The 16050-nt window shown below is 55.2% G+C and carries 13 protein-coding genes; 6 read left to right on the forward strand and 7 right to left on the reverse strand.

Annotated elements, in window-relative coordinates:
• Positions 1-25: 25 nt before the first annotated feature.
• Together ACXKZG_RS11700 and ACXKZG_RS11705 are read left to right on the forward strand one after the other, a co-directional pair.
• Complete coding sequence (locus tag ACXKZG_RS11700; protein ID WP_206401192.1) at positions 26-430, forward strand: VOC family protein; 405 nt, start codon at positions 26-28, stop codon at positions 428-430.
• Positions 427-1410: a saccharopine dehydrogenase family protein gene (locus ACXKZG_RS11705; RefSeq protein ID WP_488874883.1), complete on the forward strand. Its 984-nt coding sequence runs from the start codon at positions 427-429 to the stop codon at positions 1408-1410. The genes ACXKZG_RS11700 and ACXKZG_RS11705 overlap by 4 nt, the downstream gene beginning before the upstream one ends.
• Positions 1411-1505: 95 nt before the next feature.
• Here the strand turns inward: ACXKZG_RS11705 and ACXKZG_RS11710 are convergent, their stop codons facing one another.
• On the reverse strand, positions 1506-2150 hold the full coding sequence (locus tag ACXKZG_RS11710) for an SDR family NAD(P)-dependent oxidoreductase (RefSeq protein WP_488874884.1): 645 nt from the start codon (positions 2148-2150) through the stop codon (positions 1506-1508).
• A gap of 182 nt (positions 2151-2332) precedes the next feature.
• On the opposite strand from ACXKZG_RS11710, the gene ACXKZG_RS11715 reads away from it, so the two are divergent.
• On the forward strand, positions 2333-2716 hold the full coding sequence (locus ACXKZG_RS11715; RefSeq protein WP_428980698.1) for a winged helix-turn-helix transcriptional regulator: 384 nt from the start codon (positions 2333-2335) through the stop codon (positions 2714-2716).
• 82 nt (positions 2717-2798) lie between these two features.
• Here the strand turns inward: ACXKZG_RS11715 and ACXKZG_RS11720 are convergent, their stop codons facing one another.
• The 4 genes from ACXKZG_RS11720 to treZ form a co-directional block, all read right to left on the reverse strand.
• On the reverse strand, positions 2799-3104 hold the full coding sequence (locus tag ACXKZG_RS11720) for a YdgH/BhsA/McbA family protein (protein ID WP_013202164.1): 306 nt from the start codon (positions 3102-3104) through the stop codon (positions 2799-2801).
• Positions 3105-3378: 274 nt separating this feature from the next.
• A complete protein-coding gene (gene glgX, locus ACXKZG_RS11725; RefSeq protein WP_346567731.1) occupies positions 3379-5460 on the reverse strand; it encodes a glycogen debranching protein GlgX in 2082 nt (693 codons plus the stop codon).
• Positions 5461-5516: 56 nt separating this feature from the next.
• A complete protein-coding gene (treY, locus tag ACXKZG_RS11730; protein WP_346567733.1) occupies positions 5517-8051 on the reverse strand; it encodes a malto-oligosyltrehalose synthase in 2535 nt (844 codons plus the stop codon).
• Position 8052: 1 nt separating this feature from the next.
• Positions 8053-9834 carry a malto-oligosyltrehalose trehalohydrolase gene (gene treZ / locus ACXKZG_RS11735; RefSeq protein WP_346567737.1) on the reverse strand — a complete coding sequence of 594 codons (1782 nt, stop codon included), beginning with the start codon at positions 9832-9834 and terminating at the stop codon, positions 8053-8055.
• A 469-nt stretch (positions 9835-10303) separates the two neighbouring features.
• Here treZ and ACXKZG_RS11740 point away from each other — a divergent pair, with 469 nt between their 5' ends.
• Positions 10304-11512 carry an aldose 1-epimerase family protein gene (locus tag ACXKZG_RS11740; protein ID WP_346567739.1) on the forward strand — a complete coding sequence of 403 codons (1209 nt, stop codon included), beginning with the start codon at positions 10304-10306 and terminating at the stop codon, positions 11510-11512.
• A 76-nt stretch (positions 11513-11588) separates the two neighbouring features.
• Here the strand turns inward: ACXKZG_RS11740 and ACXKZG_RS11745 are convergent, their stop codons facing one another.
• On the reverse strand, positions 11589-12755 hold the full coding sequence (locus ACXKZG_RS11745) for a metallophosphoesterase (protein WP_488874885.1): 1167 nt from the start codon (positions 12753-12755) through the stop codon (positions 11589-11591).
• 198 nt (positions 12756-12953) lie between these two features.
• Between ACXKZG_RS11745 and ACXKZG_RS11750 the strand changes: the two genes are divergently transcribed.
• Positions 12954-13871 carry a ketopantoate reductase family protein gene (locus ACXKZG_RS11750; RefSeq protein WP_488874886.1) on the forward strand — a complete coding sequence of 306 codons (918 nt, stop codon included), beginning with the start codon at positions 12954-12956 and terminating at the stop codon, positions 13869-13871.
• On the opposite strand, the gene ACXKZG_RS11755 is transcribed toward ACXKZG_RS11750, so the two are convergent.
• Positions 13856-14725 carry a helix-turn-helix transcriptional regulator gene (locus ACXKZG_RS11755; protein WP_488874887.1) on the reverse strand — a complete coding sequence of 290 codons (870 nt, stop codon included), beginning with the start codon at positions 14723-14725 and terminating at the stop codon, positions 13856-13858. The genes ACXKZG_RS11750 and ACXKZG_RS11755 overlap by 16 nt on opposite strands.
• Positions 14726-15043: 318 nt before the next feature.
• On the opposite strand from ACXKZG_RS11755, the gene ACXKZG_RS11760 reads away from it, so the two are divergent.
• The gene (locus tag ACXKZG_RS11760; RefSeq protein ID WP_488874888.1) at positions 15044-15985 is read left to right on the forward strand and encodes a sugar phosphate isomerase/epimerase family protein; all 942 of its coding nucleotides are present in this window, start codon (positions 15044-15046) and stop codon (positions 15983-15985) included.
• The last annotated feature ends 65 nt before the right edge of the window (positions 15986-16050 follow it).

The raw sequence follows: 16050 nt of genomic DNA on the forward strand, positions 1-16050 counted from the left end.
AAATTTAATCCAGTAAGGGGATTCTATGCTCGATCACATTTTTCTGGCGGTTAACGATACCGACCGTTCCGTCGCGTTTTATACTCAAACACTGGCACCACTCGGCATCACCGTCCGTCTGGACTACGACGGCAAGGACGGACCGCCGGGCCATCCCGACCTGAAGGGGTTTGGTGCACATGGCCGGATTTTCTTCTGGCTGCGCACGGGTCTACCCGGCGGAAGCGCTACCCATGTTGGCTTTGTGGCGAACAGCGAAAGCCAGGTAGATGCTGCCTATGCCGCGGCGATAGCGGCGGGTGCCACAGACCATGGTGCGCCTGGCGCACGCCTGTATTATGACCCACGCTATTACGCCGCCGGGGTGATCGATCCCGACGGTCATACGCTTGAATTCGTCTATAAAAGCTGGCAGCACACGCCATCATGAAAACATTACTGATTTACGGCGCTACGGGTTACACCGGACGCATGATTGCCGAACAGGCAACCTCAGCCGGACTGAATGTCGTTCTCGCCGGAAGGAACCACGTTAAGCTGCACGAGTTGGCGAGCGAGCTGAAACTTCAGGCATCAGTCTTCACGTTAGATGACGCGGACAGGCTTGCGCAGGAATTGCAGAGCGTTAGCGTGGTCCTCAACTGTGCTGGCCCGTTTGCCCAGACGGCTGAGCCACTGATGAAAGCCTGTATTCAGCTGGGGATCCATTATCTTGATATCACTGCTGAGATTAACGTCTACCGTCTGGCCGAATCGTTAAATGAGTCGGCGTTGTCGTCGGGAAGTATGTTGATGACTGGCGTGGGCTGGGATGTGGTGCCGACTGATAGTCTGTCGGTCATGCTGGCACAGCAGGTTAATACACCGGTAAAGCTAAGAATTGCGCTGCAGGTAGCCGGATCGATGTCACGGGGATCGGCGACAAGTGCTGGAGAAATTATCAGTGCAGGTTTGCTTGCACGGGTAAACGGGGTATTGACGACCAAAGCGAACAGCGCAACCGAGTGGTTTGATTTTGGTGAAGGCAAAGTTGAGTGCTTCCCGCTCTCTTTTGGTGACCTTGTGACTGCCTGGCATTCAACCCACATCCCCAATATTGAAATGTATGTGCACGTGAGCGGCGACGCGTTTCCTTCAGGTGATTTATCCCAGCTGCCTGATGGCCCGACGACTGAAGAACGTGAGAAAAGTATCGCGCGCGCGTTGGTAGAAATCACCGCAGCCAATGGAGAGATTCACGATGCAGTGATTGAAACGGTGAATGGGTACTCTTATACCCCTCTCGCCGCCATAGCGGCTGTATCCCGCGTGCTGAATGGTGACCATCAACCGGGTTTTCAAACGCCCGCAAAAGTCTTCGGGCCTGATTTCGCCTTAACTATTCCGGGAACGCGGATTATCACCCGCTAAAAAATCGCCTTTCTTAGCTTGGGCGGACAGAATATTTCTCACTCATTATCCAGCGTAATTAGCCGCGATGGTTTACCCATCGCGGCCTGACAGAGTCAGGTCAGGTTATTCGCCATGCCGCCATCCACCAGCAGTTCCACGCCGGTAATAAAGCGGGCATCCTCACTTAACAGGAAGGACGCCGCAGCGGCCACTTCCTGCGGATGCGCCATACGCCCTAATGGGATCGGCGCGATCAGCGTCTGGCGAACGGCTTCCGGCACGGCGGCCATCATATCGGTATCGGTTGGGCCCGGCGCCACCACATTGACACGAATGCCGCGCGGTGCCAGTTCCAGACTCCAGGTGCGGGCATAAGATCGCAGCGCGGCTTTGGTGGCGCTGTAGGTGCCATAACCCGCCACACCCAGTCCGCTGGCGACAGAGCCAATCAACACCACCGAGGCCTTGTCATTAAGCGAACTCAGCGCGGCCTGAAATGCCGTGACGTGACTTTGCACATTGACGCTGAACAGTTGATTGACGTGCCCGGCCGTTTCTTCCGCCAACAATGCAGGCGTACTCATGCCGGCGTTAAGTACCAGCAGGTCTATCTTGCCTTTGCGTTGCGTAATGGTGGCAATCGCCTGCTGAATATCACTCTGTATTCCCGCATCGGCTACCAAACCGGTCACGCTCGCGCCCAACTGCGTAACCGCAGCGTTCACTTCCTCTTCACGTCTGCCGGTCAGGAACACCACCGCGCCTTCTGCGGTCAGCCGTTCAGCCGTTCAGCAATAGCAAGACCGATGCCTTTGGCGCCCCCCACGATAAGGGCAACTTTATCCGTCATTTTGGTCATCATTCTCTCCTCATTAGCGTAGAGAATGGATGATATACTTCTTATATCTGATATCAATAACGCACCTGAAGGATACAAGATATGGTTGAGTATACCGAGCTGGACAGGCTGTTTGAGAAAAGCCGCGCCGATATGGAGTTGGTTCGTCCGGTGCTGAATAAAATCGCCGATAAATGGACGATCATGATCCTGACCGTGATTTGCCCGCAGCCTGCCCGCTTTAACGAAATTAAAAAACGGCTGAATATCACCCATAAAGCGCTGGCTGATGCGCTGAAACGGCTGGAAAAAAATGGTCTGGTGACGCGCACCGTATTACCGACAACGCCGATTGGCGTGGAATATGCCATTACGCCGCTGGGGCATTCATTACGCGGCCCCTTTGAGGCGCTGTGTCAGTGGGCGATGGAACATGGCGACAGTATTGAAGAAGCCAATCTTAGCTATGAAAGTCGCGCTATTTAACGCGCTATCTAAGGCAAAAAAAACACCGCATTCGGTTACGAGATGCGGTGTTTATTTATTCTGTTGTTGCCCGATAAAAACATCAGCCATTAGCCGCTTTTTCAGCAACATAATACAGCGTGGCTTTGGCGGCCAGCACATGTTGGTCATCGTTTCCCGGCTTGTGAGACTCCACATCGGTAATGTGATAACCCGCGGCTCCCGCTTCCATCGCTTTTTTCACAAACGCATCGTTAAGCTCTTCCATGGAGGTCACCCAACTGACCTGTGTTACGCCAACTGGATGCATGGAGGCAATCTCGCGATGTGTTAACCCTGCACGGATCAGGACAGGCTTAACGCTTTGTGGTGAGAAGATGGATAAAACATCGTTAACGAGATCTTTCATGTTGTGACTCCTGAGTATTCCAGTTCAAAACCGATAAGGCGGCATTATTATTGCTGTCAGGTCGACGGGAATGTTCCGCCCTGTCGGTTATTGCGCACGTCCGGCGAATTGCGCCGTCAGGTCTACTTAACTCCCTTTCTCGTTAATCGTTTTAGCTAAACTTGCTAAATTCTTGTTAAGAAAGGTTCCGCCACAACTAACGGAACTTTCAGGAAGATATTCTCATCTGATTACATATTCGTTACATCTGACACGCATTATTCCTTGTCGTCCATTATGGCCTTCTGAATAAGGCAATGCTGCGCCCTTCCAGCTCGAAATCCTTTTCCCGGGTAATCACCAGCCCCGGTTTTGCGGTCAACGAGGTGGCGGTGGTCAGTTCGAGCACCCAGCCACCTTCACCAAACTGCGGGATCTGGAACGGTACGTTGCCCTCATACGGGTTAAACAGCATCAGCACATCATGCCAGATGCCCTCTTCGGTATGCAGATCCGGGCGACCGATATAGACCCCGAGCGTGACGCCTTCGTCCCACTGATCCGGCTGCTGGAAACCACCGCCGGCATTGAACCACTTAATATCCATGCCATCGCGCCAGCTTTCCCGGCGCAGCAGCGGCTGCTCGGCGCGAAGCTTGATCACCTGGCGGGTAAATTCGCGCAGTGCCGCACCGGTATCCGGTACTTTGTCCCACTCTACCCAGGAGATTTCGCTGTCCTGGCAGTAGCCGTTGTTGTTGCCTAACTGGCTGCGGCCAAACTCATCACCGGCCAGCAACATTGGCGTGCCGTGAGAGAACAGTATGGTGGTGAGGAAATTGCGGCGTTGGCGGTCGCGCACCGCGTTGATCCCTTCGTCCGTGGTCGGGCCTTCAGCACCATAATTGTACGATCGGTTATCATTATGGCCGTCGTTGTTGTCCTCGCCGTTGGCTTCGTTGTGCTTGTCGTTGTAGGACGTCAGATCGTTAAGCGTGAAGCCATCATGGGCGGTGATAAAGTTGACGCTTGCCCATGGCCGGCGACCACGCAAATCGTATAAGTCGCCGGAGCCTAACAGGCGTGCAGCAAACTCAGACGCGACGTTGTCACCTTTCCAGTATTCGCGCACCGTGTCGCGATATTTGTCATTCCACTCTGCCCAGCCCGGCGGGAATCCGCCCACCTGATAGCCGCCAGGCCCAATGTCCCACGGCTCGCCAATCAGCTTCAGTTTCGACAGCACCGGATCCTGCATTATGGCGTCGAAGAAGCCGCTGCGCTGATCGAAACCTTCCGGCTCGCGACCAAGAATGGTGCCTAAATCGAAGCGAAAACCGTCGATATGCATCGATTCCGCCCAGTAGCGCAGCGAATCCATAATCATTTGCAAGACGCGCGGATGCGAGGTGTTTACCGTGTTGCCCGTACCGGTATCGTTGATGTAATAGCGGTGTTGTTCGGGGAAGGTGCGGTAATAGGAGTAGTTGTCGATGCCCTTAAATGACAGCGTCGGACCCAGCTCATTGCCTTCGGCGGTGTGGTTATACACCACGTCGAGGATCACCTCGATACCGGCATCGTGGTAAGCCTTCACCATATCGCGGAAACCCTGAATGCCATTCGGGCCGAAATAGCGGCTGGCGGGCGAGAAGAAATTCAGCGTGTTGTAGCCCCAGTAGTTCTTCAGCCCTTTTTCCAGCAGATGCTGATCGTCCGGGAACCAGTGAACCGGGAGCAGCTCAACGGAGGTAATGCCCAGGTTTTTGATGTACTCGACGGTGGCCTTGTGCGCCATGCCTTCGTAAGTACCACGGATGGCTTCCGGTACGGCGGAGTTGAGCTGGGTGAAGCCCTTCACATGGGTTTCGTAAATCACCGTTTCCGGCCAGCCGATCACCGGGCGATTCTCATCCTGCCAGTTGAACTCATCGGGGTCGATAACCCGGCATTTTGGCGTATACGGCGCGCTGTCGCGATCGTCGAAGGTCAGGTCTTTGTCATCATCATACAGGTTGTAAGCGAAGTGCGATTCGTCCCACTCAATTTCACCAGACAGCTCACGGGCATAAGGATCCAGCAGCAGCTTGTTAGGATTAAAGCGGTGGCCATTTTCCGGATCGTAAGGGCCATACACGCGATAGCCATACAGCGCGCCAGCTTGCAGATCCGGCACATAGCCGTGCCAGACTTCATCGGTGTATTCCGGCAGATCCAGCCGGGTGATTTCAAATACACCGGTCGGATCGTAAAGACAGAGTTCGACCCGTTCGGCATGAGCGGAGAACAGCGCGAAATTCACCCCCTTGCCATCAAAATTCGCGCCAAGACGCAGGCTGTTACCCGCGGTGATCCCGTAAGGTTTACCGTTAGACATGCCACTCTCCATTGCAAAACGTTAATGTGACTGCGGTTTTTAGATTGTTTTTTCAATCAACCCTGAAGGATCACAGGGGTTATGCATGCAATATTTTCTAAATTGAAGCGGCCGCTGAGGAAGTGTTCTTCCCCGGTCAGCACATCGCGATAACGACGCTGAGCCAGCTCAGGCGGCAGGTTAATCACAGCGTTATTCCAGTATTGCTTCGGCCCGGCAGACAGGCTTTCGCCCACCAGAGCAAACACCAGTCGCGGCAGGATCACAATCACTGCATTAGCCCCGTCGCTGCGGGCGAATGCCAGGATGTTCTCCGCCTGCTTTCCGCTGGCTTGTAGCGGCAAATAATCCCCTTTCCTGAACAACGCAGGCTTATCCAGCCGCAGGTGCAGAAGTCGGGCGATAACCTGCTGTTTCAGCTTGCCACTGCGCCAGTCGGCTTCGTCACAGGACGCGGGCAACACGTCGTCGGCCGTCAGCTGATGTGCCAGCTGCGGGAAATCAGGATCGCGGCGGTTATCAGGGTCGACCAGGCTGAAATTCAGCGCTTCGCTTCCCTGATAGATATCCGGTACGCCGGGCGCGATCAGTTTAATCACCGACTGGGTGAGGCTGTTGACCAGCCCCGCCCGCACAAAGGGTTGCAGCGAACGGTGGAAGTCCTGCAGGAAGGTCTGATTCTGCGGATCGAGAAGATGGCGGGTATAGTCGAATACCGCCTGTTCGTAGGGTTCGTTGGTGTCGGCCCAGTCGGTGCGCTGCTTCGCTTCGCGCAGGGCTTTTTCCACATAGGCGAGGAAGCGTTCTTCCAGCGCTTTTAAGCCCGCTTGATCCTGCGGCTCAAGCGTAGCCGGCCAGACGCCAGCCAGCGCCTGATACAGCATCCACTCTACCGCCGGTTTCGGCGCCAGGCCATCCGCCAGCTTGCTGACCTTATGCTGATTCATCTGCTGCCAGCGAACGATGCACGCCTGCCAGATGTGCGGCGCTTCCGTCAGCGTATACAGTCGGGCGCGGGCATCCTCACCGCGTTTGGTGTCATGGGTTGAGGTGCTGGAAATCGCATCGGGCTGAAGTTGCAGCCGCTGCGCCATCTCCTGATGAAAACGCTCTGGCGTAAAGGTGCGCGGCAAGGGTTCGGCACCGACTTCATTCAGCGCCAGCTCCATATGCTGACGGAAGAACAAGGTATCCTCCACCGATTTCGCCATCAGCGGTCCGGTAAGCTGCTGGAAACGGGTACGGAAGGTATCCGCCTCTTCCGTGGCACCGTCTGACACCTTGCCCGCGAGGATACGGGTGAGAAAATCTACCGCGCCACGATCAGGCACGTTCTCGCCCGTTTTAACCTCTCCGGCCACCTGGTGCAGCATTTCAGTGCCTTCTTCCGGCAGACCTTCTTCGGTGCCGTAGGTGCGGTACACCGGGAAAGCGATCAGCAGTTCGCGTAGCGCTTCCCGCCCGGTTTCCTCGTCCAGCCTGACGTTTTCTTTGTTGGCAATCTCGGTGGCCAGCGTCAGCAAGGTGCTGAACTCACCGGCGAAATTTCGGTCCGCCATCAGCATTTTGGCGGCGCGCAGTTCCGCCTCCATATCAACCTGTCGGCCAATCACCCGCTCATAGACTTTGCGCAAGGTGCCGATCTGCTTGCCGTCGACCAGCGCGTCGGAAATCGCCGCAATAAATTCATAGCCGGTGGTGCCGGAAATCGGCCAGTCCGCCGGGATAACCTCACCCTCACCCAGAATTTTCTCAACGGTCAGGTAGCAGTCCGGGCCAACCTGCTGGCGCAACAGCTCAAGGTAGCCTTTCGGATCGGCCAGGCCATCCACATGATCCACCCTGAGTCCGTCAACCGCGCCGGCATGCACCAGTTCGAGGATCAGCCGGTGGGTATCATCAAACACGGCGCGATCTTCCACCCGCACGCCCGCCAGACCGGTAATTTCAAAGAAGCGACGGTAGGAGAGCTCTTCTGGCGCATCGCGCCACGACATCAGCCGCCAGGGCTGAAGGTCATGCAGTTCAGCAATGGCCGTTTTGTCGGTGAGTTGCAGGATTTCCTGCTCTTTCCCTTGCCAGCTTTCCGGCGTCAGCGGATAAAAACTCTCGAAGTAGGCCAGCGCCGGACGCCCGGTGGCAGGATCGGCTTTGACGGCGATCTCGCCCTTTTCCAGCGCGACGTCAAAGGTGTCTCCAAGGAAAGGTAAGGTCAGCCGCCGCGACCAGTCGATATCGAAATAACGCGCATAACGGCTGTTTTCACCGTGTTCGATAACGTCACGCCACCAGGGATTTTCCAGCGAGGCCGCCATATGGTTCGGCACAATGTCGAGGATCAGGCCCAGTCCGGCGTCCTTTAGCGCCCTGACCATCCGGTCAAAACCGGCGCGGCCACCGATATCCGGATCGATTTCATTGGCATCAGTAATGTCATAGCCGTGGGTTGAACCCTGGGTGGCGGTAAATATCGGCGACGCATACAGGTGGCTGATGCCGAGTTGCAGTAAATAAGGCACCAGATCGGCGGCACGATCGAAGGTCATGCCATTACGGAATTGAATTCGGTAAGTTGCAGCGGGAATGGTCACTTCAGCTCTCCCTGGCCAGACGGACAATAATGGCGTTTTGCGCCAGCTTTTCTTCAGCGGCAGGCCAGGCGAACAGGGTTTCACCCGGAAGCTCGACCAGCGGCTGAGCGGTTTCAGCCAGATTGATGGCCATAGACAGCGTACCTTCCGGGAAGGTCCAGCTGACGGCGAGGAAACCTTCCGCCGTCTTCAGCACCTTGCCGCTGTTTCCGCCGGCCTTGTCCAGCAACGGCACGATATATTGCTGACGCAGCGTCAGCAGCTGTTTTGTCAGTGCCAGCCACTGCTTGCCGTCTTCGCGGGTGAGTTTCTCCCAGTCAAGCTTTGAGCTGAGGAAGGTTTGCTTGTCGTTTGGATCGGGCACGCGTGTCCCCTGGTGTCCGGCGTGCCCAGCGAACTCCCGTGCGCGCCCTTCGCGCACCGCTTTGGCCAGATCGCCATGGAAGTCGGTGAAGAACAGGAACGGCTGGGTTTCGCCATACTCTTCGCCCATAAACAGCAGCGGTATGTGCGGTGAAAGCAGTAGCATTGCCAGCAGCACCTGGGTGCGCTCGGCACCCGCCAGATCGATCAGCCGTTCGCCGAGCGCCCGGTTACCGATTTGGTCGTGGTTCTGGATGAAATCAATAAAGGTCACCGGCGGTTGACTGAGGCTACTGACGCCTCTTTTCTCGCCAGACTGCGGCGCCACTTCGCCCTGATAGGCAAAGCCTTCGGTCAGCGTTCGGGCCACCAGCTTTTCGGGCTGCCGGGCAAAATCCTGGTAATAGGCATGGGTTTCGCCGGTGGCAAACACATGTACCGCATTATGGAAGTCATCGTTCCATTCGGCGGTAAACAACGGCGCTGAGCCGTCCGCCGCGCGCGGATGCAGGAAGGTGACATTGCGGCAATCTTCGGTCGACAGATGGATATGGCGGTCAGGAAACTGATGGCGGATGCGTTCGGCAATTTCAATCAGCGCATGCTTCTCCGAGCTGTCTTCAATCTGGTCGATGGCGTCAAAGCGCAGGCCGTCAAGGTTGTACTCTTCCAGCCAGAACAGCGGCGCTTCAACCATGTAGTCGCGCGCGGCGGCAACATCATAGGCGATGCCCGCGCCCCAGGGCGTCATCCGCTCTTTATGGAAGAAGTCCGGTGCCAGCAGCGGCAAATAATTGCCTTCCGGCCCGAAGTGGTTGAGCACGATATCCAGCACCACCGAAATGCCGTGATGGTGGGCACTGTCGACAAAGGTCTTAAAATCATCGGGCGTGCCGTACGTCGAGTGTGGCGCGTACAGCAGCACACCATCATAACCCCAGCCACGACGGCCGCCGAACTGCGACAACGGCAGAACTTCAATCATGGTGATGCCGAGGTCGGCCAGATAAGGCAGCTTTTCACTGGCGGCGGCGAAGGTCCCTTCAGGCGTGAAGGTGCCGATATGCAATTCATAAACCACGCTTTCAGACCACGGACGGCCTTTCCAGTCGGCGTTATGCCAGATGTAGTGCTCAGGATCGACCACCAGCGACGGACCGTTAACGTCCGATTTTTGCGCGCGCGATGCCGGATCGGGCACCACCATGCCGTCGGCCAGCACGAAGTTATATTCCGCTCCTGCTGAAACGCCGCTGGCCTGATATTCAAACCAGCCGTCGGCTTGCGCCGTCATCGGATGATCTTCGCCCGCAAGCCTTAAGATCACCTCTTTTTGCCCGGTCGCCCACAAACGAAAGCGGACTTTTCCGTCGCCGACGATCTCACTACCCCAACGTTTGATAAAAGATTTGGACGCCATTCGATTCCCTCGTTTAAGCCAGCAATGGGCAAAAGCAATAATGGTGGAGAAGAAAAAACGCGGTGGAGTCCGGTTCTCAGGCACTCATGGTAAAAAATAATCATAGACGATGAATTACCCGCTGATGGCCAGCCGGTGAAACTTTCCCCGGCTAAAGCGCCCGGAAAGTCAGGTGTTGCACGCAGGATTGATCGGACGTCCGGACCGAATCAGATCGATGGCCAGCCAAGGACACTCGCCGGACAGCCAGCTGAATCGAGTTCAGCTTTTCCCTTTTCGTCCTCTTCCAGGTCACATTCAGCTGATGAAAACTAAAATAACGCTCATGATTTCGTGATGAAACTCTAAGTTCTGCCGCCTTTTTCAACGAATTTACCTTGCGGTGACCCTGTTCACGTTTTTAATGCTCAGTGCTTTGTACTCTCGGGACGTTTTCAGCTAAATCAATTCAGCAAAAAGGCAGATAATAATGAAAAAACGTACCCTGGCCCTCGCACTACTCGCGGTAATAAGTACCCAGACCCCAGCTAAAACCTGGGTGCTGACGGACACAAGCACCAGTACTGAAAAGGGAAACTGGAAAATCTCCAGCGATCAGCTGAAGGCTGGCGGAGAGAACTTCAGCATCGAACAGCAGGTGTTGCACGGCGGTAAGCAGGAAGGTTCGAAAATTATTACCCTGTCCAGCGCCAACGGCCTGACTATCACCCTCAGCCCAACCCGAGGCATGGATTTACTGCATGTGCAGGGTCATGGCGTGCGTTTGGGGTGGGATTCCCCGGTGAATGAAGTGGTTAATCCGGCTTATATAAATCTTGAGAGTCGCAACGGCCTCGGCTGGCTGGAAGGCTTCAACGAAATGATGGTGCGCTGCGGCTTTGAATGGACCGGCCATCCGGTGACCAAAGACGGCGTTATTTATACGCTGCACGGCAAGGCCGGCAATACGCCAGCATCAAGAGTCGAGGTGATTGTTGATGACCAGGCGCCGCACCAAATCCGCATCCGCGGTCTGCTGAAGGAACATACCTTCAAGAAAGCCAATCTGGAGACCTGGACTGAACTGCGCTATACGCCGGGCAGCGACTCCTTTACCGTCCATGACGTGCTGACCAACCAGGCGGATTATCCGCACGATTACCAGATTATTTATCACAGTAACTTTGGTACGCCGATCCTCGAGAAGAACGCCCGCTTTATCGCTCCGCTGGAATCGGTATCGCCGTTTAATGACTATGCCAAAAAAGGCCTGGATGGCTGGTCAACCTATGGTGCGCCAACCAAAGACTTTGATGAGATGGTGTTTAACCTGAAGCCGAAAGCGGACAAAGATGGCAAGACGCTGGCCGCGGTGATTAACAGTAAAGGGGATAAAGGCGCGTCGATTGAGTTCGATACCCATCAACTGCCGTTGCTGACCATGTGGAAGAATACCGACACGCTGAAACAGGGTTATGTCACCGGCATTGAACCGGGCACCAACTACGCCTATCCGGTCACCATCGAAAAAGAACAGGGTCGGGTTAAGCAACTGCAACCGGGCCAGAGCACCGAATTCACCCTCACCTATTCCCTGCTGAAAGACGCGGCGGCGGTGCAGAAAGTTGAACAGCGGGTTAAAACAATTCAGGGAGATGAGCCGGCCAAGATCGATGAGAAACCGATTGCGGTTGAGTAAGTCGGGATCGCGATTGAACTGAACCAAACGCCCGGCTCTGCGCAACAGCAGTTCGCAGAGCCGGGGCATTCAGCCTTTACTCACTGACAAGGGCCACCGTCTCAGGCACGGCTTCTTTTGCGGGCTCGCTGCGGCGGGCTTTTAAGGTGATCAACGTCAGTTCCGAAGGACGTCCCAACCTCAGCGCCATGCCCGGCCACAGGCCGGTACCGTTGTTGACGTAAAGCGTCATCCCCTCCACATCATAAAATCCCGAAACAAAACCGCCGTTCGCCGGTGCGAAGAACCGATCGAGCCCGGAAATCAATCCGCCGTGCGTATGGCCAGAGAGCTGCAGCTGAACACCGCGTGCCGCGGCCTGGCGGGCATTTCTCGGCTGATGATCCAGCAGGATAATCGGCGCGCCGACCGGGGCATTTTCCAGCGCCTGATCGAGATCGGATGAGGTGGAAGAACGGTTGCTGGCGGAAAGATCGTTCACGCCAGCCAGAAGCAGCTTAGCACCGTTGCGGTTGATGACCGCATGCTTGTTCGGCAGTGACTTCATGCCCAGCTGGATCAGGTGTTCCGTCCATTTTTTCTGTTCAAAGAAATATTCATGGTTGCCGGTGATCACATACACGCCATCCGGCGCGCTCAGGTCACGCAGCGGTTCAACATCCTTCCGGCGGTTGTTAACGGTACCGTCAATCACATCGCCGGTTATCGCAATCAGATCCGCGCCCAGTCCGTTGGCTTTTTTCACCACGGCCGCCGACCAGGAAGCAGGAAACAAGCGGCTGATGTGCATATCGGTCAGTTGCACAATCTTATAGCCTTCAAACTCGGCCGGCAGACCGCTGACTTCCACAGTGATGTTTTTCACCGGCGGCACCCGTATCGCCTGATGCACGCCATACGCCGACAGCACCACGGCAATCAGTCCGATGGCGTAACGGTAGCCCGGCAGAATGGTGATTTTGTGCTGAACGATCAGCGAAATCAGCGCGACCGCATCGGTGGCGATCTGCATCAGCGCAATCAGGAAGATGGCGCAGAACGCCCAGTTAAACAGAATAACGATAAAGCGCGGCATTTCCGGCGCAAACACGCTGCCTGACGAAAAGCGGCAGAAAAGATGGTACTGAGAAGCGATCAGCAGCAACAGCGCCGTTGCCAGCCGGACGGACAGTGGCCAGGGCATTGGGCCAATAAAACGCGTAATGACGTACAGCGAAGGCAAACTGAAAATCAGGTGAAACATGGAACTGCTCCTCAGTGAAAGACGGTAACCGTAATACCGGCTGAATGGCACGGCGGCGCCGGACTCGCCAGACTACGCGACAATCCGGGGAATAGCAGCACACACCGTGCTCAGATGAATGAAACATTTCTCTGCTGGCAACGCCTGCCGACGCGTTTTAAGGTAGGGGTTCTCTTGATGACTTAACAGGATCACTCAATGCGTATTCTGGTGGTGGGTGCCGGAGCAACCGGTGGCTATTTTGGTGGACGTCTGGCGCAGGCTGGTCGTGATGTAACCTTTCTGGTACGCGAACGTCGCCTGCAGCAGTTGCAGCAAAACGGGCTGATATTACAAACGCCCAGTGGAACCGAGACGCTGCATCCGCAGCTGGCGCAGGCCAGCACGCTCAACGGGCCGTTTGATTTGATTATCCTGACGGTCAAAAGCTTCGGCCTTGAACAGGCCATGCAGGATATCGCGCCGGCGGTCGGGCCGGAGACGCTGATCATGCCGATCCTCAACGGCATGCGCCATATCGACACCCTGCGCGATCGCTTTGGCGAGCACCGTGTCATCGGCGGCCTGTGTAAAATCAACGCCACGCTGGGAGCCAATGGCGAAGTGGTGCAAATGACGCCGCTGCAGCAAATTTATTACGGCGCGCTGGATGGCAACAATGACGCGCGCCTGCAGCGGGTCGACGCAACGTTAAGCGATTGCGGCTTAGAGACAATTTTCAGCGACGACATTATCAGCGAGCTGTGGGAAAAGTGGCTGCTGCTCAGCACGCTGGGCGCGGTCACCTGCCTGTCACGCGGCAACACTCAGCAGATCCTGCGGTCACAAGGCGGCGAAGCGCTGTTGCAGGGCGTGTTCAGCGAGATCCTCGCGGTCATCAGCGCCGATGGCTATCACCCTCGCCCGGCGGTGACCGCCAAAATTTACGCCATCCTCAGCAACCCTGACACGCCGATGACCTCGTCAATGTACCGCGATTTGAGCCAGGGCTATGACATTGAGTCAGACCAGGTGATTGGCGATTTGCTGCTGCGCGCGGCCAGGAACAGCGTCAGCACGCCGCTACTGAACGCGGTAAACGTCAATTTGCAGGTGTATCGTCAGGCCTTAGCCTGACCGGTTAGCCAGTATTTTTTATATTTGGCCGGTGGGATCCCCACCATATTATTAAATATGCGGTGGAAGTTATTCACGTTATCGTAACCCACCGCATTCGCCACTTCCGTCACGCCCAGTTCGGTACTGAGTAATAAGTTTTGCGCCTCACCTATTCTTCGACGGCTCTGATAATGCTTGGGCGAGTAGCCTGAGAAATCCTTAAAGACATGGGCCAGATAAAACGGACTCATATTGATGGCAGCGGTAATCGATTTCAGGTCGATATCCTCTTTATAATGATCGTCGATATAATCTTTAATGCGCTGCCCCAATAATACTTCCGTGGTGTCATCAAGCGCTTTATTTTCGATCCACAGGCTGCGGCAAATCAGTAACAATACGTTCAACAGATTGTTGCCGATGTCCGCACCATGCAGCTTTTTGGCGCTGACGTGCCGCCACATTTGCTCAAAAAGATGCCGGATCTCTTCGTAACACTCACCGCTGGGCATCACCGCAATGTGCGAACGTGGCGTCAGAACGTTAACCGGCAATCCTTCAAATTTCAGCTGCTCAACACCACAGCTGTACATCAACAGATCGTCTGACGCATGCGGGTTTTCATCATGCAACACGCCGACATTAAACAGCATCAGGTCACCGCGTTTGACCTGATAACCACGTCCATCAATGTTGTAGCTTCCCGTCCCTTCAACTACAAACATCAGTTCAAAACGCTCGTCATGCTTGTGCATTATCCTCGGTTTAGCCGCTTCTTTTCCCTGATGTTTGCAGATGAACATCAGCCGGGGACGACTGTCCTGGGCAAAACCGCCTGATGAAGGCTGTTGGTTACTGCAAAAAGTCAGCATGGCGCCTCCGCTGAGTTTGTCGCTATTCTTGCGGCCTGTTGTACGACCAATTTTGCGTGTTAATTAAAACTACGCAACTGATTTCCTGAATCCCGTCGCGTTATCTTTTTTCGGCCCAATTTTCGCTGATTTCGCTTCTCTCCATTCTTGCTATGTCAACGCGTTAAATCGCAACTGGGATAACCGTCACGGCTATTTCGCTTTTTATCTTCAGATAATTGATCTTCAGCACAGTCTGAAATCACGCTTTTTGCCACTGCGTCGCTTTCATTCATCTCTCTGTTATAACGATGCTCTGACTCTGAATAAGGACATGTTATGAAACTCGCCCTTTGTACCGACGTTCTGGCTGATTTATCGTTTGAGAAAATGTTGGATAAAGTTAAAAGCTACGGCATTACCGGCGTTGAAATGACGGCCGGCGGCTGGTCGCCCTGCCCGCATGTCAATACTGAAGAACTGCTCTCCTCGGCAGAAAAGCTCGACCAGTTTCGTCACGCGCTTGCCCAACGTGAAATGGAGATTGTTGCCCTTAACTGCTCAGGGAATCCTTTAGCGCCGGGTGAGCTGGGCGAGCAACACACGCAAAGCAGCTATCGTACCGTTGAGCTGGCAGGCAAGCTGGGTGTTAAAAAGATCGTGATGATGAGCGGTTTGCCCGGCGGCGGACCGGAAGATCGTATACCCAACTGGATCACCTCAACCGTTTCCTGGCCGGGCTATATGCCAGGAGTGATTGATTATCAGTGGAACAAAGTGGCTATTCCGTGGTGGAAGAAATTTGTCGCCCATGCCAGAGAACATGGCATTGAGCAGATTGCGATCGAAGAGTTCCCTTGCCAGCTGGTGTTTAACCCATCGACATTAATGCGTTTGCGGGAGGCGGTCGGCGAGATGATCGGGATGAATCTCGACCCCTCGCACCTGATTGCCATGGGCGCCGATCCTATCGCTGCAGCGCGCAAGCTTGAGGGTGCGGTTTACCATGTGCATGGCAAAGATGCGCGCATCGAACGCGGGCTGGCCGACATCGATGGGCTGATGGAGTATCAGCCGGTGACCAACACCAAAACCCGCACCTGGAACTATGTCGCGGTGGGTTGTGGCCAGGATCTGCGCTGGTGGAAAGAGTTCTTTTCGGTGCTGCGTATGACCGGCTACGACGGCTATGTTTCGCTGGAGATGGAAGATCTGACCATGAGCGTCGAGGCGGGGTTACAAACGTCGATTGATGCGCTGAACGCCACGCTCAGCCGTTAATCGGACGGGATGATAACGACGCAACCCCCTCTGCAGCGGGGGTTGCGTCTTCAGAACGAACGGGT

The sequence above is a fragment of the Erwinia sp. 2186 genome (assembly GCF_057812255.1).

What these genes read in the sequence shown, in the direction of transcription:
- glgX (WP_346567731.1), bottom strand. Translation starts at nt 5,460, where the DNA reads ATGTCTAACGGTAAACCTTACGGGATCACCGCGGGTAACAGCCTGCGT.
- ACXKZG_RS11745 (WP_488874885.1), bottom strand. Translation starts at nt 12,755, where the DNA reads ATGTTTCACCTGATTTTCAGTTTGCCTTCGCTGTACGTCATTACGCGT.
- treZ (WP_346567737.1), bottom strand. Translation starts at nt 9,834, where the DNA reads ATGGCGTCCAAATCTTTTATCAAACGTTGGGGTAGTGAGATCGTCGGC.
- ACXKZG_RS11720 (WP_013202164.1), bottom strand. Translation starts at nt 3,104, where the DNA reads ATGAAAGATCTCGTTAACGATGTTTTATCCATCTTCTCACCACAAAGC.
- ACXKZG_RS11715 (WP_428980698.1), top strand. Translation starts at nt 2,333, where the DNA reads ATGGTTGAGTATACCGAGCTGGACAGGCTGTTTGAGAAAAGCCGCGCC.
- ACXKZG_RS11740 (WP_346567739.1), top strand. Translation starts at nt 10,304, where the DNA reads ATGAAAAAACGTACCCTGGCCCTCGCACTACTCGCGGTAATAAGTACC.
- ACXKZG_RS11755 (WP_488874887.1), bottom strand. Translation starts at nt 14,725, where the DNA reads ATGCTGACTTTTTGCAGTAACCAACAGCCTTCATCAGGCGGTTTTGCC.
- ACXKZG_RS11750 (WP_488874886.1), top strand. Translation starts at nt 12,954, where the DNA reads ATGCGTATTCTGGTGGTGGGTGCCGGAGCAACCGGTGGCTATTTTGGT.
- ACXKZG_RS11705 (WP_488874883.1), top strand. Translation starts at nt 427, where the DNA reads ATGAAAACATTACTGATTTACGGCGCTACGGGTTACACCGGACGCATG.
- ACXKZG_RS11760 (WP_488874888.1), top strand. Translation starts at nt 15,044, where the DNA reads ATGAAACTCGCCCTTTGTACCGACGTTCTGGCTGATTTATCGTTTGAG.
- ACXKZG_RS11700 (WP_206401192.1), top strand. Translation starts at nt 26, where the DNA reads ATGCTCGATCACATTTTTCTGGCGGTTAACGATACCGACCGTTCCGTC.